General features: G+C 72.8%; 20 protein-coding genes. 10 read left to right on the top strand and 10 right to left on the bottom strand.

Features of this window, described 5'->3' with window-relative positions; all coding sequences use genetic code 11:
* Nucleotide 1 precedes the first annotated feature (1 nt).
* Genes ACI6QG_RS07170 through ACI6QG_RS07180 form a run of 3 tightly spaced genes read right to left on the bottom strand, consistent with a single transcriptional unit; the run spans nucleotide 2 to nucleotide 1918 of the window.
* Complete coding sequence (locus ACI6QG_RS07170) at nucleotides 2-631, bottom strand: fused DSP-PTPase phosphatase/NAD kinase-like protein (RefSeq protein ID WP_407023896.1); 630 nt, start codon at nucleotides 629-631, stop codon at nucleotides 2-4.
* A 36-nt stretch (nucleotides 632-667) separates the two neighbouring features.
* Nucleotides 668-880: a hypothetical protein gene (locus ACI6QG_RS07175; protein ID WP_407023897.1), complete on the bottom strand. Its 213-nt coding sequence runs from the start codon at nucleotides 878-880 to the stop codon at nucleotides 668-670.
* 60 nt (nucleotides 881-940) lie between these two features.
* Nucleotides 941-1918 carry a Bug family tripartite tricarboxylate transporter substrate binding protein gene (locus ACI6QG_RS07180; protein ID WP_407023898.1) on the bottom strand — a complete coding sequence of 326 codons (978 nt, stop codon included), beginning with the start codon at nucleotides 1916-1918 and terminating at the stop codon, nucleotides 941-943.
* A 310-nt stretch (nucleotides 1919-2228) separates the two neighbouring features.
* On the opposite strand from ACI6QG_RS07180, the gene radC reads away from it, so the two are divergent.
* From radC to ACI6QG_RS07195, 3 genes are all read left to right on the top strand, one after another.
* Nucleotides 2229-3020: a RadC family protein gene (gene radC / locus ACI6QG_RS07185; RefSeq protein ID WP_407023899.1), complete on the top strand. Its 792-nt coding sequence runs from the start codon at nucleotides 2229-2231 to the stop codon at nucleotides 3018-3020.
* Between the two features lie 95 nt (nucleotides 3021-3115).
* Complete coding sequence (gene glsA, locus ACI6QG_RS07190; protein ID WP_407023900.1) at nucleotides 3116-4108, top strand: glutaminase A; 993 nt, start codon at nucleotides 3116-3118, stop codon at nucleotides 4106-4108.
* Nucleotides 4105-5745, top strand: coding sequence for an MFS transporter (locus ACI6QG_RS07195; protein ID WP_407023901.1), 1641 nt, complete (start codon nucleotides 4105-4107; stop codon nucleotides 5743-5745). Before glsA ends, ACI6QG_RS07195 begins: the two co-directional genes overlap by 4 nt.
* Here ACI6QG_RS07195 and hemF read toward each other — a convergent pair whose 3' ends face one another.
* Nucleotides 5746-6603, bottom strand: a complete 858-nt coding sequence (hemF, locus tag ACI6QG_RS07200; protein ID WP_407023902.1) for an oxygen-dependent coproporphyrinogen oxidase — start codon at nucleotides 6601-6603, stop codon at nucleotides 5746-5748.
* A 161-nt stretch (nucleotides 6604-6764) separates the two neighbouring features.
* Between hemF and petA the strand changes: the two genes are divergently transcribed.
* From petA to ACI6QG_RS07220, 4 genes are all read left to right on the top strand, one after another.
* Nucleotides 6765-7331 (top strand): ubiquinol-cytochrome c reductase iron-sulfur subunit, encoded by a 567-nt coding sequence (gene petA, locus ACI6QG_RS07205; protein ID WP_407023903.1) that lies wholly within the window; start codon nucleotides 6765-6767, stop codon nucleotides 7329-7331.
* Nucleotides 7332-7344: 13 nt separating this feature from the next.
* Nucleotides 7345-8631 (top strand): cytochrome b, encoded by a 1287-nt coding sequence (locus tag ACI6QG_RS07210; protein WP_407023904.1) that lies wholly within the window; start codon nucleotides 7345-7347, stop codon nucleotides 8629-8631.
* 2 nt (nucleotides 8632-8633) lie between these two features.
* Nucleotides 8634-9395 carry a cytochrome c1 gene (locus ACI6QG_RS07215; protein WP_407023905.1) on the top strand — a complete coding sequence of 254 codons (762 nt, stop codon included), beginning with the start codon at nucleotides 8634-8636 and terminating at the stop codon, nucleotides 9393-9395.
* Nucleotides 9396-9471: 76 nt separating this feature from the next.
* Nucleotides 9472-10341: an S-methyl-5'-thioadenosine phosphorylase gene (locus ACI6QG_RS07220; RefSeq protein WP_407023906.1), complete on the top strand. Its 870-nt coding sequence runs from the start codon at nucleotides 9472-9474 to the stop codon at nucleotides 10339-10341.
* Between the two features lie 72 nt (nucleotides 10342-10413).
* Here the strand turns inward: ACI6QG_RS07220 and ACI6QG_RS07225 are convergent, their stop codons facing one another.
* Complete coding sequence (locus ACI6QG_RS07225) at nucleotides 10414-10641, bottom strand: hypothetical protein (protein WP_407023907.1); 228 nt, start codon at nucleotides 10639-10641, stop codon at nucleotides 10414-10416.
* A gap of 187 nt (nucleotides 10642-10828) precedes the next feature.
* Between ACI6QG_RS07225 and ACI6QG_RS07230 the strand changes: the two genes are divergently transcribed.
* The gene (locus tag ACI6QG_RS07230; protein WP_407023908.1) at nucleotides 10829-11104 is read left to right on the top strand and encodes an accessory factor UbiK family protein; all 276 of its coding nucleotides are present in this window, start codon (nucleotides 10829-10831) and stop codon (nucleotides 11102-11104) included.
* Here ACI6QG_RS07230 and ACI6QG_RS07235 read toward each other — a convergent pair.
* Complete coding sequence (locus ACI6QG_RS07235; protein WP_407023909.1) at nucleotides 11087-11806, bottom strand: DUF1028 domain-containing protein; 720 nt, start codon at nucleotides 11804-11806, stop codon at nucleotides 11087-11089. The genes ACI6QG_RS07230 and ACI6QG_RS07235 overlap by 18 nt on opposite strands.
* A 78-nt stretch (nucleotides 11807-11884) precedes the next feature.
* On the opposite strand from ACI6QG_RS07235, the gene ACI6QG_RS07240 reads away from it, so the two are divergent.
* Together ACI6QG_RS07240 and ACI6QG_RS07245 are read left to right on the top strand one after the other, a co-directional pair.
* On the top strand, nucleotides 11885-12868 hold the full coding sequence (locus ACI6QG_RS07240) for a Bug family tripartite tricarboxylate transporter substrate binding protein (protein WP_407023910.1): 984 nt from the start codon (nucleotides 11885-11887) through the stop codon (nucleotides 12866-12868).
* Between the two features lie 31 nt (nucleotides 12869-12899).
* Nucleotides 12900-13649, top strand: coding sequence for an NUDIX hydrolase (locus ACI6QG_RS07245; protein ID WP_407023911.1), 750 nt, complete (start codon nucleotides 12900-12902; stop codon nucleotides 13647-13649).
* 23 nt (nucleotides 13650-13672) lie between these two features.
* Here the strand turns inward: ACI6QG_RS07245 and mazG are convergent, their stop codons facing one another.
* The 4 genes from mazG to metG all read right to left on the bottom strand — a co-directional run bounded on the left by mazG (nucleotide 13673) and on the right by metG (nucleotide 17712).
* Complete coding sequence (gene mazG / locus ACI6QG_RS07250; protein ID WP_407023912.1) at nucleotides 13673-14461, bottom strand: nucleoside triphosphate pyrophosphohydrolase; 789 nt, start codon at nucleotides 14459-14461, stop codon at nucleotides 13673-13675.
* 202 nt (nucleotides 14462-14663) lie between these two features.
* Nucleotides 14664-15437 (bottom strand): MBL fold metallo-hydrolase, encoded by a 774-nt coding sequence (locus tag ACI6QG_RS07255; protein WP_407023913.1) that lies wholly within the window; start codon nucleotides 15435-15437, stop codon nucleotides 14664-14666.
* A complete protein-coding gene (locus ACI6QG_RS07260; protein ID WP_407023914.1) occupies nucleotides 15434-16207 on the bottom strand; it encodes a TatD family hydrolase in 774 nt (257 codons plus the stop codon). Before ACI6QG_RS07260 ends, ACI6QG_RS07255 begins: the two co-directional genes overlap by 4 nt.
* Nucleotides 16204-17712: a methionine--tRNA ligase gene (gene metG / locus ACI6QG_RS07265; RefSeq protein WP_407023915.1), complete on the bottom strand. Its 1509-nt coding sequence runs from the start codon at nucleotides 17710-17712 to the stop codon at nucleotides 16204-16206. The genes ACI6QG_RS07260 and metG overlap by 4 nt, the downstream gene beginning before the upstream one ends.
* Nucleotides 17713-17715: the final 3 nt, after the last annotated feature.

A 17715-nucleotide genomic window follows, 5' to 3' on the forward strand; every position in this document is an offset into this window, starting at 1 on the left:
GCTATTCGCGGCGCAGCACGTGGTCGGTCAGCCAGGCGGCCACCGGCTGCGGGCGGAAGCCGGCGCGCAGGGCGGCCTCGTCGTACTCGTCCGCCAGCCATTCCTCGAAGGGCACGCCGCGCGCCTCGGCCGGGGCGTAGGCGGCGAAGAAGGCGTCGAGGATGCCGGTGCGCGCGGCCGCCACGTGGCCGTGCTTCCAGGACAGCTCGCGCGCCGCCTCGGCCGCGGTGCCGCCATGGATAAGGCGCCAGACGCCCGCGGCAAGCCCGGTGCGGTCGGCGCCGGACTTGCAGTGGATCAGGATGGGGCGCGGCAGGGAGCGGTACAGGCCGATCAGGCGCTGCAGGCGGTCCTTGTGGGGGGCGCCGCGGCTTTCCAGCGGCTGGTCGGCATGCGCCAGCCCCAGCCGCGCCGCCGCCGCCCGGCCCAGCGCGTCCGAGCCGCAATCCGGCCGGTGGCCGCGCAGGTTGATGACGGAGCGCAGCCCGTGCCGGCGCGCCGCCTGCTCCAGCTGCCAGGGCAGCGGGTGGTTGGAGCGGTAGAGCGCGCCGCTCTCCACCACGCCCCAGTTGCGCCAGGGCAGGCGCAGCAGGGCGTGGTCCACGAGCAGGCTGTTCAGCCAGGGGGACATGCGGGCTGTGTGCCCGCGCGCCGCCCCGGCGTCCAGTCAGCGGCGGGAGGAGTTGATGGCCGGGGCGTTGGTCGCCTCGGTCTGGGTGGTCTGCGCGCCGGCGCCCTGCATGCCGCCGCCGGAGCGCGCCGCCTGCGAGGTCGCGGTGTCGGAGGGCGAGGCGCCGGCCTGCGTGGCCGGGCGCATGTCCTGGCAGGCGGCCAGGGCGAGGGGGGCGAGCAGCAGGGCGGGCAGGGCGAGGCGGCGCATCGGCGGGGGTCTCCTTCGAATGGGAAGCCCCCAGGCAACGCCGCCCTGCCGGGGTGGTTGCTAGTCCAGCCGCGCGCCGGAAATCCGCACCATCTCCTGCCACATCGGGCGCTCGCGCCGCGCCCGCGCCCAGACCCCGTCGGGCGAGGAGCCGACGGCGTGGGCGCCGGTGCGCAGGAAGCGCTCCTTCACCGCCGGCTCGGCCGCGATCTCCTGCATCAGGGCGGAAGCGCGCTGGATGATGGGGGCGGGGACGTTGGCCGGGAAGGCCATGGCGCACCAGGACTGCACCTCGAAATCCGGCACCCCGGCCTCGGCCAGGGTGGGCACGTCGGGCAGGGCGGGGTGGCGCTGCGGCGAGGTGACGGCGAGCGCCCGCCCGCGCCCTTCCTGCACCAGCGGCACGTAGGAGGCGAGGTTGTCCAGCGCGAAGGTGAGGTCGCCCGACAGCATGGCGGGAATGATCTGCGCCGCGCCGCGGAACGGCACATGGGTGCCGTCCAGCCCCTGGCGGGCGCAGAACAGCGCGCCGCAGAGCTGCGCCGTGGTGCCGACGCCCGGCGAGCCGTAGGACACGCCGTTGCGCCGCGCCTTGCCCCACTCCACGAACTCGCGCAGCGTGCGGGCCGGCACGTGCTGGGAGGAGACGACCAGGACGTTCGGCAGCTCCCAGTGCATGGAGATGGGCTGGAAGTCGCGGTCGGCGTTGAAGGGCAGCCGCTCGTACAGGAAGGTGGCGATGCTCCAGACGCCCAGGGTCAGCGGGGCCATGGTGTAGCCATCGGGGGTGCTCTTCGCCAGGGCGTCGGCGCCGATGTTGCCGCCCGCGCCGGGCCGGTTCTCGATGACGAAGGACTGGCCGGTGCGGCGCTGCAGCTCCTCGCACAGGATGCGGCACAGCACGTCGGTCGAGCCGCCGGGTGGCCAGGGGACGACCACGCGCACCGGGCGCTCGGGCCATTGGCCCTGGGCGGCGGCGAGGCCGGGCACGGCCAGGAGCGGGGTGGCAAGCAGGCCGCGTCGGCTGGGACGGATCATCCCGGGCATCCTCCGATGATTGTGGTTGGAGGGAAGGATGCGGCAAGCCCGCCGCCGCGGCAACGCTTGCTTCAGCATTCGGCGCCACGATGCGGCCATGCCCGCGCCACGCCTCCGCCGGCGCGGCCCGCCAACCTGGCGCCACCTGCCGGAACGACCGCCCATGCTGCTGTCCGTGATGCTTCGCCTGCGCCGCTGGCTCCGCTACCGTCCGGAGCGGCGCTACATGCGTGGCACTGACAGAAGGCGAGTTTGACGCGTCTTTGCAACCTGTGGTTTACATCTTTCCAGGTTTTCGCCTGGGGCGCCGATGGGCCAGACGGACGGGTTGCGCGGGATGGAGGAAGGGCGGGTCGTCTGGGGCGACCCGATGGCGGAGCGCCCCTTCGCCCCGCCCGAGGCCTATGAGCAGCCCGCGCGCCCCTTCGCCTCCACCGGGCCACAGGGCCACCGCCAGCGGATGCGCGAGAAGCTGGTCCATCGCGGCCCCGATTCGCTGGCCGACTACGAGCTGCTGGAGATGCTGCTCTATCCCGCCATCCGCCTGGGCGACACCAAGCCGCTGGCCAAGGCGCTGATCAACCGCCACGGCTCGCTGGCGCGGGTGCTGTCGGCCCGCGCCGACGTGCTGGCGCGCGAGCCGCAGCTGGGGGTCAACGGCGCCGCCGCGCTGAAGCTGGTGCAGGCCGCCGCGCTGCGCCTGGCCCAGGCCGAGGCGATGGAGATGCCCGTGCTGTCCAACTGGGACGTGCTGATGGGCTACCTGACCGCCGCCCTGGCGCGCGAGAGCACCGAGCAGTTCCGCGTGCTGTTCCTGGACCCGCGCAACCGCCTGATCGCCGACGAGGTGCTGCACCGCGGCACCGTGAACCACGCCCCGGTCTATCCGCGCGAGGTGCTGAAGCGCGCGCTGGAGCTGCACAGCACCGCGCTGATCCTGGTGCACAACCACCCCAGCGGCGACCCCACGCCCAGCGGCGCCGACGTGGAGATGACCCGGCGCATCGTCGCCGCCGCCGAGCCGCTGGAGGTGTCGGTGCATGACCACGTGGTGATCGCCGCCGGCGCCTGGGCCAGCCTGCGCCAGCTGGGCCTGATGTAGCGACGGGATTCCCCGCCCAGGGCGCGGACACGCCGGTGATGCGCGGCGACTCGTTTCGGCGCTAGGCTGCGCGGGCCCGCAGGGAGGGGCACGCCATGGAAGCCGACCCCCGGAGCTACGTCTCCACGGGCAGCCTGCCGCCCGCGGAGCGGGTGCAGGCCGCGGTGGAGGAGGCGCACCGCCGCTTCGCCACGCTGGATGACGGCGCGGTGTCCGCCGTGTACCCGGCGCTGGAGCGGGTGGACCCCGGCCTGTGGGGCCTGTGCGTGGCCACGGCGGACGGGCGCAGCTTCGCCGCCGGCGATGCGGGCCATCCCTTCACCATCATGTCCGTGTCAAAGCCCTTCGTCTTCGCGCTGGTCTGCGCCGCCATCGGCCCCGCGGTCCTGCGGGAGAAGGTGGGGGTGAACGCCACCGGCTACGCCTTCAACTCGGTGGCCGGGGTCGAGCGCAGCCCGGACGGGCGCACCAACCCCATGGTGAATGCCGGCGCCATCGCCACCACCAGCCTGGTGCCGGGCGCCGACGCCGCGGCCAAATGGCGTTTCCTGCACGAGGGGCTCTCGCGCTTCGCCGGACGGAGCCTGCCGATGAACGGGGAGGTGCTGGATTCCGCGCGGCGCACCAACCACCGCAACCGGGCGCTCGCCTCCTTCCTGCGCTCGGTCGGCGCCATCTACGCCGAGCCGATGGAGGCGGTGGACCTCTACACCATGCAGTGCTCGCTGGACGTCACCGCGCGCGACCTGGCGGTGATGGGCGCCACGCTGGCCGATGGCGGGGTGAACCCGCTGACCGGCGAGCGGGTGGTGAGCCCCGCCGACTGCCACCACGCCCTGGCGGTGATGACCATCGCCGGGATGTACGAGACCTCGGGCGACTGGCTCTACGAGGTCGGGCTGCCGGGCAAGAGCGGCATCGGCGGCGGCATCGTCACCGTCGCGCCGGGCAAGGGGGCGCTGGGCACCTTCTCGCCGCGGCTGGACGCCGCGGGCAACAGCGTGCGCGGCCAGGCGGCGGCGCGCCACCTGTCCGTCGCGCTGGGCCTGGACATCCTCGCCTCCGAACCCGTGGGAGCTTCCGCATGAGCGCGACCGAGACCCGCGACTCCTGGGTGCCGATGATCGTCATCGCGCTGGGCCAGGCCATCATGTCGTTCAACGTGGCGGCGCTGCCGGTGTCGCTGTCGGGCATGGTGGAGAGCTTCGGCGTGCCGCCCACCACGGTGGCGACGGGCATCGTCATGTACTCGCTGTCGGTGGCGGGCTTCGTGATGCTGGGCGCCAAGCTGGTGCAGCGCTTCGGCTCCACCGCCGTGTTCCGGGTGGTGATCGCGCTGTTCGGGCTGGGGCAGGTGGTGATGGTGATGTCGCCCACCGCCACCTTCATGCTGGCGGCGCAGCTGCTGGTGGGGCTGGCGGCGGCGGTGAACGTGCCGGCGCTGGTGGCGCTGATCGCCAACCACTATCGCGGGCAGCAGCAGGCCACGGCGGTGGGCGCGCTGGGCTCGGCCCGCGCCGCGGCGGGCGTGGCGGCCTTCCTGATCGGCGGGATGCTGGGCACCTTCCTGGGCTGGCGGCCGGTGTTCGGCATCCTGATCGCCGTCTGCGCCCTCATCCTGGTGCTGTCGCCCAGGCTGAAGCCGGAGGCGGCGCGGCCGGAGGTGAGCATCGACCTGGTGGGGGTGGTGCTGGCCGCCGCCTCCATCATCCTGATCGTGTTCGGGTTCAACAACCTCAACCGCTGGGGGCTGGGGGCGGCGCGTCCGGCGGCGCCCTTCGACGTCATGGGCATGTCGCCGGCGCCGCTGATGATCGTTTCCGGCATCGTGCTGCTGCAGGGCTTCATCCTGTGGTGCCGGCGGGTGCAGGCGCGCGGCGGCACCCCTCTGCTGGACCTGCGCGTCATCACCTCCCACCAGGAGCGCGCGGCGGTGATCGCGCTGTTCAGCGTGGTGGCGCTGGAGGCGATGCTGAACTTCTCCGTGCCGCTCTACATCCAGATCGTGCAGGGGCGCAGCCCGATCGAGACGGCGGTGGCGATGCTGCCCTTCAACCTGACGGTGTTCTTCACCGCCATGCTGGTGGTGCGCCTCTACCCGGTGCTCAGCCCGCGCGCCATCGGCATGGCGGGCTTCGCCATCTGCACCGTCTCGCTGTTCTGGCTGGCCTGGGTGATCCGCAACGACTGGTCGGCCCTGGTGGTGATGAGCGGCCTGATCCTGTTCGGCATCGGCCAGGGGGCGCTGGTGACGCTGCTGTTCAACGTGCTGGTGACGGCGGCGCCGAAGGAGCTGGCGGGCGATGTCGGCTCCTTGCGCGGCACCACGCAGAACCTCGCGGCCGGGGTCGGCACCGCGGTGGCCGGCGCGGTGCTGGTGGCGCTGCTGAGCGCGGGCGTCATGCGCTCGCTGGCGGAGAACACCCGGCTGCCGGCCGGGATCCAGTCCCAGCTGGACCTGGAAAGCGTGAACTTCGTGTCCAACGACCGGCTGCGGGACATCATGGCCCGCACCACCGCCACCCCCGCCCAGGTGGAGGAGGCGGTGGCGGTGAACACCGAGGCGCGGCTGCGGGCGCTGAAGGTCGGTTTGCTGATCATGGCCTGCCTCGCCTTGCTCACCATCCTGCCGGCCAGCCGCCTTCCGGCCTACCGGCCCGGGGACATCCCGCCCGGCGGCCCGCCCACCGCGCCGCGCGCCATGCCCGAGGGGGAGGGGGCCTGACTACCAGCCAGCATCCGGCGGCAGCGACATGAGGATGGCCTCGACGTTGCCGCCGGTGCGCAGGCCGAACAGCGTGCCGCGGTCGTGCAGCAGGTTGAACTCCACGTAGCGGCCGCGGCGGTGGCGCTGGATGGCGCGTTCCGACTCGTCGAAGGCTTCTGCCATCCGGCGGCGCAGGATGGCGGGGTAGGCCTGGAGGAAGGCGAGGCCGACATCCTTGGTGAAGGCGAAGTCGGCCTCGGCGCCGCGGCCCGGCGTGCGGTCGCCCAGCCAGTCGTAGAAGATGCCGCCCAGGCCGCGCTCCTCGTTGCGGTGGGGCAGGAAGAAGTACTCGGCGCACCAGCGGGAGAAGCGGGGGTAGTAGTCCGGGTCGTGGCGGTCGCAGGCGGCGCGGAAGGCGTCGTGGAAGAAGGCGGCGTCCTCCTTCGACCACGGGGCCTCCTTGTCCATCGGCGTGATGTCGCCGCCGCCGCCGAACCAGGCGCGGGAGGTGACGATGAAGCGCGTGTTCATGTGCGCGGTGGGGCAGCGCGGCGAGCGGGGGTGCACCACCAGCGAGACCCCGGTGGCCAGGAAGCGGGGGTCTTCCTCCGCGCCGGGGATCTGCTTGCGGAACTCCGGCGAGAACTCGCCGTGGACGGTGGAGATGTTGACCCCCGCCTTTTCCAGCACCTGGCCGCGCAGCAGGCCCATGGTGCCGCCGCCGCCACCGGGGCGCTGCCAGTCGGTGAAGGCGAATCGGCTTTCGCTGCCGGCCTCGGCCTCGATGGCCTCGAAGGCGGCGCAGAGGCGGTCGCGCAGGGTGCGGAACCAGGCGGCAGCGGGGGCGGCGAGGGGGTGGGTGAGGGGTTCGGTCATCTTCGGGCCTGGATAGCGCGGAATGACGCCGATGTGAGACGGAACGGAGGCGCAACCGCGGTTGCCAGGGCCGGGAACCGCCCCTAATAGCAGAGGCGGCGCGGTGCGGGGCGCAGCATGCCCCGTGCCGCGCGCGAAATCCGGTATGAGGTTAGGACCGAATGGCTGACACCATGGCGCCGCAGATGGCCCAGGCCGCCCCGGGGGCGCAGCCCGGCGCGACCAAGCGCGACTTCCTGAAGCTGACCACCGCGGCCTTCGCCGCCGTGGGCGTGGCGGGCATCGCGTGGCCCTTCGTCTCCTCCATGAACCCCTCGGCCGACGTGCTGGCGCTGGCCTCCACCGAAGTGGACCTGACCCCCATCGCGACGGGCCAGGCGGTGACGGTGATGTGGCGCGGCAAGCCGGTCTTCGTGCGCAACCGCACCGCGGAGGAAGTCCAGCAGGCCCGCGCCGTGCCGCTGGGCGAGCTGAAGGACCCCGCCACCGACCAGTCCCGCGTGCGGCGCGACAACTGGCTGGTGATGGTGGGGGTCTGCACCCACCTGGGCTGCGTGCCGCTGGGCCAGAAGCCGACCGACGCCAAGGGCGACTACGGCGGCTGGTTCTGCCCCTGCCACGGCTCGCACTACGACACCTCGGGACGCATCCGGAAGGGGCCCGCCCCGTCCAACCTGCTGATCCCGGACTACGCCTTCACCAACGACACCACGATCCGCATCGGCTGAAGAGGAGCCACCCATGGCCATCGGCCTCCATGACTCGCAGGTGAAGAACCCGGTGCTGCGCTGGATCGACCAGCGCCTGCCGGTCGTCACCATGATGCAGAAGGAGTACGGGACGTTCCCCACGCCCCGGAACTTCAACTACTTCTGGAACTTCGGCGCCCTGGCGATGATCAACCTGGTCATCATGATCGCCACGGGCATCTTCCTGGCGATGAACTACACGCCCCACACCGCCTACGCCTTCGACAGCGTCGAGCGCATCATGCGCGACGTGAACTGGGGCTGGCTGATCCGCTACGTCCACATGAACGGCGCCTCGATGTTCTTCATCGTGGTGTACATCCACATCTACCGCGGCATGTACTACGGCTCCTACAAGAAGCCGCGCGAGCTGCTGTGGATGCTGGGCGTGGTGATCTTCCTGCTGATGATGGCCACCGCCTTCATGGGCTACGTGCTGCCCTGGGGCCAGATGTCCTTCTGGGGCGCCACCGTCATCACCAACCTGTTCAGCGCCTTCCCCGTGGTGGGGCAGAGCATCGTGACGCTGCTGTGGGGCGGCTTCAGCGTGGACAACCCCACCCTGAACCGCTTCTTCAGCCTGCACTACCTGCTGCCCTTCGTGATCTTCGGCGTGGTGTTCCTGCACGTGGCCGCGCTGCACATCACCGGGTCCAACAACCCGCTGGGGATCGAGCCCAAGGGGCCGCAGGACACGCTGCCGTTCCACCCCTACTACACCATCAAGGACTCGGTCGGCATCGTCGCCTACCTGGCGCTGTTCGCCTTCCTGGTGTTCTTCGCGCCGAACTACCTGGGCCACCCGGACAACTACATCCCGGCCAACCCGCTGGTGACGCCGGCGCACATCGTGCCCGAATGGTACTTCCTGCCCTTCTACGCCATCCTGCGCGCGGTGCCGGACAAGCTGGGCGGCGTGCTGCTGATGTTCGGCTCCATCCTGGTGTGGTTCGCGCTGCCCTGGCTGGACACCTCCAAGGTGCGCTCCATGCGGTTCCGGCCGCTGGCCCGCATGTTCTTCTTCCTGTGGGTCATCAGCTTCTTCGTGCTGATGTGGGCGGGCGGCAAGCCGGCCGAGCAGCCCTACGTCATCATCTCGCAGATCGCGACGGCCTACTACTTCGCCTGGTTCCTGGTGATCCTGCCGGTGCTGGGCAAGCTGGAGCGGCCGCTGCCGCTGCCGGAGAGCATCGCCGCCGCCGTGCTGGGCCACCGGGCCGTCCTGGGCGGCGGGCCCATCCCGGCCGCCGCCGCCGCCAAGCCGATGGAGAAGGCCTGACCATGCGTTTCCTCAAGGCCCTCGCCGTCGCGGCGTCGCTCGCCGCCGCCACCCCCGCCCTCGCGGCGGGGGAGGCGCCGCCCGCGCCCAATGCCGGCTTCTCCTTCAACTCTCTGCTGGGCACCTTTGACCGTGCCGCCCAGCAGCGCGGCTTCCAGGTGTACAAGGAGGTCTGCTCTGCCTGCCATTCCATGCGGCTGCTGTCCTACCGCAATCTGCTGGACATCGGGCTGAGCGAGGGCGAGGCGCGGGCCATCGCCGCCTCCTTCACCGTGGTGGACGGCCCGAACGACGAGGGCCAGATGTTCGAGCGCCCGGCCCGGCTGAGCGACCGCTTCAAGCGGCCCTTCGCCAACGACCAGGCGGCGCGGGCTGGCAACAATGGCGCCCTGCCGCCCGACCTGTCGGTGATCACCAAGGCGCGGCATGACGGCGCCAACTACGTGCGCGCGCTGCTGATCGGCTACCGCGACGCGCCGGCCGGCTTCGCCGTGCCGGAGGGGATGCACTACAACGAGTACTTCCCCGGCCACCTGATCGCCATGCCCAACGTGCTGAACGACGGGCAGGTGGAGTTCGCCGACGGCACCCGCGGCACGGTGGATCAGATGGCGCGCGACGTGACCACCTTCCTGGCCTGGGCCGCCGAGCCGGAGACCGAGCGCCGCAAGCAGATGGGCGTGAAGATCCTGCTGTTCCTGGCCATCCTGGGCGGGCTGGCCTACGCCACCAAGCGTAAGGTCTGGGCCGACGTGAAGCACTGAGCGGCCAGCCACCGGCTGCCGCGATCCCCGGCCCCTGCCCGCGCGGCAGGGGCCGTTTTCGTTCGAGAGGATGCAGATGATCCAACCCGTGATCGGCCTGATCGGCGGCTCCGGCCTCTACGACATCGAGGGGCTGGAGGGGCGCGAGTGGCGCCGCGTCGAGACGCCCTGGGGCGAGCCCTCGGACGATCTGCTGTTCGGCGTGCTGGGGGGCGTGCGCTGCGTGTTCCTGCCGCGCCACGGCCGCGGCCACCCGCGCCCGCCCTCCGCCCTCAACTACCGCGCCAACATCGACGCGCTGAAGCGCAGCGGCGTGACGGACGTGATCTCGCTCTCCGCCGTCGGTTCGCTCAAGGAGGAGCTGCCGCCCGGGCATTTCGTGGTGGTGGACCAGTTCATCGACCGCAGCTTCGCACGGGAGAAGAGCTTCTTCGGGGTGGGCTGCGTCGCGCATGTCTCGGTGGCGCACCCGACCTGCCCGCGGCTGTCCGGCGCCGTGGCGCAGGCGGGGCAGGGGCTGGGCCTGCCGATGACGCGGGGCGGCACCTACCTGGTGATGGAGGGGCCGCAATTCTCCACCCAGGCCGAGTCGAACCTGTACCGCCAGTGGGGCTGCGACGTCATCGGCATGACCAACATGCCCGAGGCCAAGCTCGCGCGCGAGGCGGAGCTTTGCTACGCCTCGGTCGCCATGGTCACGGACTTTGACTGCTGGCACGAGGACCACGATGCCGTGACGGTGGAGCAGGTGGTCAAGGTGCTGCTGGGCAACGCCGACAAGGCGCGCGCCCTGGTCAAGGCGCTGGTGCCGGCCATCGGCGCCCCGCGCGGCCCGTGCCCGGCCGGCTGCGACCGCGCGCTGGACCACGCGCTGATCACCGCACCCGAGAAGCGGGACCCCGCGCTGCTGGCCAAGCTGGACGCGGTGGCAGGGCGCGTCCTCTAGCCACGGGTCGCGCCGGCACCGTCCCGTGCCCCGGTAATTCCGCCGCAACACGCGCGGAAGGCCCGGGCCGCCTCAGGCATGGCCCGCCGCGCCGATGGAGTCGAGGCTGGTTGCCCGCACCAGATGCGCGAACAGGCGCAGCGCGTCGGGGCCGCCGCGGTCGGCCAGGATGCCGTGCTCCATTTCCAGCGCCAGCACCTCGGCGTGGTCGGCCAGGGTTTCGGCGGCACGGCGCAGCGCCTCCTGGGCCAGGGCGAGTTGCAGCTCATCCGGCATGTCGCGCCAGACCGGGGATTGCATGGCCGGGGGACCTCATCCCATCGCCCTTCTGGCGGTCTCGGCGGCCGGAGGGGGTGGGGCCGCCCCGGCGGATTGCCGGCGCGCTCAGGATCGCCGGATTCCCTGAAGCTTCGCTTAACGCGCGCCGTGGTTCACGCGGAGGATGAGGCTGCCTATATCCTCAGCCTTCGGATGAGGATCGCGCACCATGTTCAAGGATGGACGTCAGAAGCTGGATGACCTGGCCGGGGTGGCCGGCGGCGCGCTGTCGCTGCTCAACGGGCTGCGGACCGAGCTGGAATCCATGGCCCGCGCCCAGGCCGAGGCGATGGTGAGCCGGCTGGACCTGGCGCGCGGCGAGGACCTCGCCGCCGCGATGGAGCTGGCCCGCCGCGCCACCGAGCGCGCCGAGGCGCTGGAGGCCCGGCTGGCGGCGCTGGAGGCGCGGCTGGACCCGGCGCCGGCCTCACCGCCGGAAGCGTAGGTCCAGCCCCTTCGCGGCCCATGCCGCCTCCATGGCGTCGAGGTCCAGGCTGCCGGCCGGCTGGGCGAGGCGCGGCTGCCGGCCCAGCGCCGGGGCGCGGTCGCGCCGCCACAGCGCCAGCAGCCGCGCCAGCTCGCCCAGCGGCTCCGAATGGTCGTCCACCCGCAGGTCGAGGTCGGGGAAGGCCTCGGTGGTGACCAGCTGGATGGCGGCGGATTGCCGGCCGCGGCGGTCGCCGCCCGCGGCCTCGCCGGCCTGCAGGGCCGCGACCATGCGCTCGGGCAGGGGTAGGCCGGCATGGGCCAGGAAGGCGTCGCGGGTGGCGGCCAGCACCTCCGGGCCTGCCAGCATGTTGCCGGCCAGCGACCAGCCTTCGCCGCGCAGCGCGCCGCACCATTCCACGCAGTTGGCGCCGGTGTGCGCGGCGGCGCGCCCGCGGGCATCCAGCGCGTGGACCTGGCGCAGGCCGCGCCCCTCGTCGCCGGCCAGCACCGAGTCGAGCGCCAGCGCCGGGGCCAGGCCGCGCGCCAGGGCGTCCAGCGCCGCCGGGCCGAGGTAGCGGTTGGTGATGGATTGGGTGGATACCGCCCCCACCCCGGCGCGCAGGTAGGGGCAGGAGGCGCCGACCGCGAGGTTGCAGGTGGTGACGGCCACCGCCAGCGCGCCGGTCGCCGGGTCATGGGCCAGCAGGGACCAGGTCATCGCGCCTCCACTTTCCCGTGCTTGCATCCGCCCCGCCGGGCGGGCAGGAACACACCCAAGGATGTCACGGAGGAAATGATGCCGCACCCCCTTTCGCGCCGCCGCGCCCTGCTGGCCGCTGCCGCCCTGCCGCTGGCCCGGCCGGCGCTGGCGCAGCCCGGCTGGCCCGACCGGCCGATCCGCCTGATCGTGCCCTTCGGGCCGGGCGGCGCCATCGACACGCTGAGCCGCAACGTCGCCTCCCGCTTCGCCGACCACGCCAACGGCCAGACGCTGGTGGTGGAGAACCGTCCCGGCGCCGGCGGCACCATCGCCGGCGCCTTCGTCGCCACCCAGCGGCCGGACGGCGCCACGCTGATGATGGCCGACATCGGCGCCAACTGCATCGGGCGGCTGCTGTACCCGGCGCTGCCCTATGACCCGCTCTCGGCCTTCACGCCGATCATCCACCTGGTGAACCTGCCCGGCGCGCTGATCGCCCACCCCTCGGTGACGCAGCAGAGCCCGGCGGAGATCATCGCCGCGGCGCGGGCGCGGCCGGACGCCTTCACCTATTCCTCGGCCGGGAACGGCAATGGCTCGCACCTGTTCATGGAGCTGTTCCTGAAGCGCGCGGGCGTGCGCATGGTGCACGTGCCCTACCGCTCGGGCGCGGAGATGGTGACGGCGCTGGTGCGCGGCGACGCGCAGTTCGGCTTCCCCACCGTGTCCTCGGCGCTGGCGATGGTGCGCGACGGGCGGGCGCGGGCGGTGGCGGTGAGCCACCCGCAGGGCAGCCCCATCCTGCCCGGCGTGCCCGGCCTGGCGGAGACGCTGCCCGGCTTCGACCAGTCGGTCTGGCACGGCATCCTGGCCCCGGCGGGGATGGAGCGCGGGCTGGCCGAGCGCATCAACGAGGTGTTCCGCCGCATCGCCGCGATGCCCGAGGTGCAGGAGGCGGTGTTCCGCCAGCAGGCCGGCCGCGTGGTCGGCGGCAGCGCGGAGGATTTCGCCGCCCACATCCGGCGCGAGTACGCCACCTGGGAGCCGGTGATCCGCGAGGGCAACATCCGGGCGGATTGACCCCGGCCGGGCAGGGGCGGAGGCTGCCGGCATGGACAAGCCCGCCCCCGCCATCCCGCGCCCCGCCGCCACCCTGATGCTGCTGCGCGACGGCCCGGCGGGGTTGGAGGTGCTGCTGGTGGCCCGCACGCGGGAGGTGGATTTCGCCGCCGGCGCGCTGGTGTTTCCCGGCGGCCGGGTGGAGGAGGCCGATGGCGTGCTGGCCGCAGCCGAGGACGCGCTGGGCGCCTTCCGCATCACCGCCATCCGCGAGGCATGGGAGGAAATCGGCATCCTGCTGGCCCGCCCACCGGCGCCGCCGGTGGAGGTGGCCACGCCCTTCGGCGCCGAGCTCCGCGCGCGCGGCCTGCGCCCGGAGCCGGAGCGCCTGGTGCACTTCGCGCACTGGGTGACGCCCGAGCACGCGCCCAAGCGCTTCGACACCCATTTCTTCGCCGCCCTGGCCCCCGAGGGGCAGGAGGCCCTGCATGACGGGCGCGAGGCGGTGGAGTGCGCCTGGCTGCGGCCGCAGGACGCGCTGGACCAGGCGGGGCAGGGGCGGTGGAACATGGTGTTCCCGACGCGGCTGAACCTGCAGCGCCTGGCGCGCTTCGCAAGTGCCGCCGAGGCGCTGGACGCGGCGGCGCGCACGCCGGTGGTGACGGTGATGCCGGTGCCGCGCCCGGACGGGCAGGGCGGGACAAACCTGCACATCCCCGAAGCGGCGGGCTACGGCGGAGGAATATTTCCCGCGGTTGACCGGTCCTCCACCGGGCTGCCCTGGCCAGGACAAGTATCCTAGGAAGTTCGGCGCAGCATATAGGACTAAAGGCCGCGCCGCTTGGCGGCCTGCCACTCGGCCTCCATCGCCTCCAGCCCGGCATCGGCGGGCGCGAGGCCGCGTCCGGCCAGGGCGGCCTCCACCGCGGCGAAGCGGCGCTCGAACTTGCGGTTGGCCGCACCCAGGCAGGCCTCGGGGTCCAGGCCCAGCTTGCGGCCGAGGTTGGCCAGCACGAACAGCAGGTCGCCCAGCTCATCGGCCAGGCGCGCCGGGTCGGCGGCCGGCAGCTCGGCGCGCAGCTCGGCGGCCTCTTCCTCCAGCTTGTCGAGCACGGCGGCGGCGTCCGGCCAGTCGAAGCCGACGGCGGCGGCGCGGCGGGTCAGCTTGGCGGCGCGGGCCAGCGCGGGCAGGGCGCCGGCCACGCCCGAGAGCGTGCCGGTCTCGGCGCGGGAGGCGCGCTCGGCGGCCTTATGGCGGTCCCATTCCTGTTCCTGCATCCCGGCGTCGCGGGCGGCGGCGTCACCGAAGACGTGCGGGTGGCGGCGCACCATCTTGGCGGCGATGGCGGCGGCGACGTCGCCGAAGGCGAACCAGCCGCGCTCCTCGGCGAGGCGCGAATGGTAGGCGACCTGGAGCAGCAGGTCGCCCAGCTCGTCCTTCAGCGCCGCCGGGTCGGGGCCATCGGTGATGGCGGAGGCGACCTCGTGGGCTTCCTCGACGGTGTAGGGCGCGATGGCGGCGAAGTCCTGCGCCAGGTCCCAGGGGCAGCCGGCGGCGGGATCGCGCAGCGCGGCCATGACGTCCAGGAGGCGGGAGATGGGGGAAGGGTCCATGCGGCGGGCCTAGGGCAAGCGCCGTCCACAGTCCATCCACAGGTCTGGTTCCGCCATAATATTGATTATGGAAAGAAACGGCGGTGGAAAACCTTGGGAAAAACCCGGGGAAATCCGGGCAAAAGCTTCCGGCGCTGGGCGCCCATGCGCGGGCGGCTTGCCGGTGCTGTGCGCCTTGCCGCCTGAGGCTGCCTGGTCGCGGCTAGGCGTCGAAGGCCAGGCCGTCATGGCCGGGCTCGATGCCGGGCGGCAGGCTGCTTCTGAGGCTCGCCCAGTCCATCTGGTCGCCCATGTGGGTCAGGATGATGCGCGCCGGGCGGATGCGGTCCTGCCAGGCGCGCACCTCCTCCAGCCCGGCATGGACCGGGTGCGGCGCCGGGCGGAAGCAGCCGACCACCCAGGTCTGGACGCCGCGCAGGGCGGCCAGGCTCGCTTCCGGCAGGCGGACCACGTCGGTGGAATAGGCGAAGCCGCCCACCCGCAGGCCCAGGGTGCGCATCACCGCGTGGTCCTGCTCGAACACGGTGAATCGCAGCGCGCCCAGTTGCGCCGCGGCGCCGGGCTCCAGCGGCGTCGCGCGCAGGTCGGGCCGGAAGAAGCCGCGCGAGCCGCCCTTGAAGGCGTAGGCGAAGCGCGATTGCAGCTCGGACAGCGTCTCGGGCAGGCCGAAGGCGGGCAGCGGCTGGCCGGTGTTGCGGTTGACCTGGCGCAGCTCGTCCAGGCCCATCACGTGGTCGGCGTGGGCGTGGGTGAACACCACGCCGTCCAGCGCCCCCACCCCGGCCGCCAGCAGCTGGGCCCGGCAATCCGGGCCGGCATCCAGCAGCAGCCGCGTGCCGCCGCATTCCAGCAGGGCGCTGGTGCGGGTGCGGCGGTTGCGCGGCTCCGCGGGGTCGCAGGCGCCCCAGTGCCCGCCGATGGCCGGCACCCCCTGCGAGGAGCCGGTGCCCAGCAGGGTGACGCGCAGCGCCGTCACGCCGCGCGCGGGAACAGGCGCAGGAAGTTCGCCGTGGTCTGCGCCGCCATCGCCTCCGGGCTCTCGCCGCGCGCCTCGGCCAGCACGCGCAGGGTCAGGGCGGTGTGGGCGGGCTCGCAGCGCTTGCCGCGGTGCGGCACCGGCGCCAGGTAGGGCGCGTCCGTCTCCACCAGCAGGCGCTCGGCCGGCATGCGGGCCGCCACGGCGCGCAGCTCGGCGCTGCGCGGGAAGGTCAGGATGCCGCTGAACGACAGGAAGCCGCCCATGGCGATGGCGGCGTCGGCCAGCGCCGGGGTGGAGGAGAAGCAGTGCAGCAGGAAGGCGAAGGGGCCCCCTGCCCGCCCCTCCTCCTCCAGGATGGCGGCAATGTCGTCGTCAGCGTCGCGGGCGTGGATGGCCAGCGGCAGGCCGGCGGCGCGGGCGGCGCGGATGTGGCGGCGGAAGCCCTCGCGCTGCACGTCGCGCGGGGACTTGTCGTAGAAGTAGTCCAGCCCGCTCTCGCCCAGGCCGATGATGCGCGGGTGGTCGGCCAGGGCCACCAGCTCCTCCACCGTGGGCATCGCGCCTTCGCCGGCGCGGTGCGGGTGCACGCCCACCGTGCCCCAGACCTCCGGGAAGCGCTCGGCGATGGCCTTCACGGCGGCGGCCTGCCCGACATGGGTGCCGATGGTGACCATGCGGGTGACGCCGGCGGCCACGGCGCGGGCGACGATGGCGGGCTGCTCCTCCTCGCTGAAGTAGTCGAGGTGGCAGTGGCTGTCGGTGATCATGCCTCGACCTTGCGGAACAGCGGCGCGGGGGTGCCGATGGGGTGGCCTTCCGGCAGCGGGGCGTCCAGCGCGCCCAGGTGGCGCGCCCCGGCCGGCACGCCGAGCTGGTCGAGCATCAGCGCCATGGTGCCGGGCATGAAGGGCTGCAGCACGGTGCCCAGCACGCGCAGCGCGTCGTGCAGCTGGCGCAGCACCACCGCCATCCGCGCCGGGTCGGTCTTGCGCAGGGCCCAGGGGGCCTGCTCGGTGATGTCCACGTTGGCGGCGCGGGCGGCGGCGAAGATGGCTTCCAGCGCCAGGTGGAACTCCTGCGCGTCCAGGTGGGCGCCGACGCGCGCCGGCAGGCCGGACAGCGCCTCGCCCAGCGCGCGCCCGGGCGCGGCGGGGGCGGGCAGGCGGCCGTCCAGGTTCTTCGCGATGAGGGTGAGGGTGCGGTTGGCGAGGTTGCCCAGCACGTCGGCCAGCTCCCCGTTGGTGCGGTTCACCAGCCCGGCGCGCGAGAAGTCGCCATCCTGGCCGAACGGCACCTCGCGCAGCAGGAAGTAGCGCACGGGGTCGAGGCCGAAGCGCTCCACCAGCTCCACCGGGTCGATGACGTTGCCCAGCGACTTGGAGATCTTCTGCCCCTCGTTGGTCCACCAGCCATGGGCGAAGACGCGGCGCGGCGGCTCCAGCCCGGCGGCCATCAGGAAGGCGGGCCAGTAGATGGCGTGGAAGCGCAGGATGTCCTTGCCGACGAAGTGGACGTCGGCCGGCCAGAAGCGCCACGCCTCGCCCTCCTCCGGCCAGCCCAGGGCGGTGATGTAGTTGGTGAGCGCGTCCAGCCACACGTACATCACGTGCGCGTCGTCGCCCGGCACCGGCACGCCCCAGCGGAAGGAGGTGCGGGAGATGGACAGGTCCTGCAGCCCCGCCTTCACGAAGGCGATGACCTCGTTGCGGCGCGAGGCCGGGGCGATGAAGCCGGGGTTGGCCTCGTAGAACTCCAGCAGCCTTTCCTGCCACGCCGACAGGCGGAAGAAGTAGGAGGGCTCGGTCACCCACTCCACCGGGGCGCCGGAGGGGGCGTATCGCACGCCGTCGCGCTCGGTCAGCTCGTCGGGGCCGTAGAAAGCCTCGTCGCGCACCGCGTACCAGCCCTCGTAGCCGCCCAGGTAGATCTCGCCGCGCGCGGCGAGGCGGCGCCACAGCTCCTGGCAGGCGTGGCGGTGGCGCGGCTCGGTGGTGCGGATGAAGGCGTCGTTGCTGAAGCCCATGGTGGCGGTCAGGTCGCGGAAGGCCTGGCTGACGCGGTCGGTGAAGGCCTGCGGTTCCTCGCCTGCGTCGCGGGCCGCCTTCTCGACCTTCTGGCCGTGCTCGTCGGTGCCGGTGAGGAAGAACACCTCGTGGCCCGACAGGCGCTTCCAGCGCGCCAGCACGTCGGCCGCGAGGCTCGTGTAGGCGTGGCCGATGTGGGGCTTGTCGTTGACGTAGTAGATGGGCGTCGTGAGGCAGGTGCGCGGCATGCG

The sequence above is a fragment of the Sabulicella flocculans genome, from assembly GCF_045449635.1.
Classification (GTDB): Bacteria; Pseudomonadota; Alphaproteobacteria; order Acetobacterales; family Acetobacteraceae; genus Roseococcus.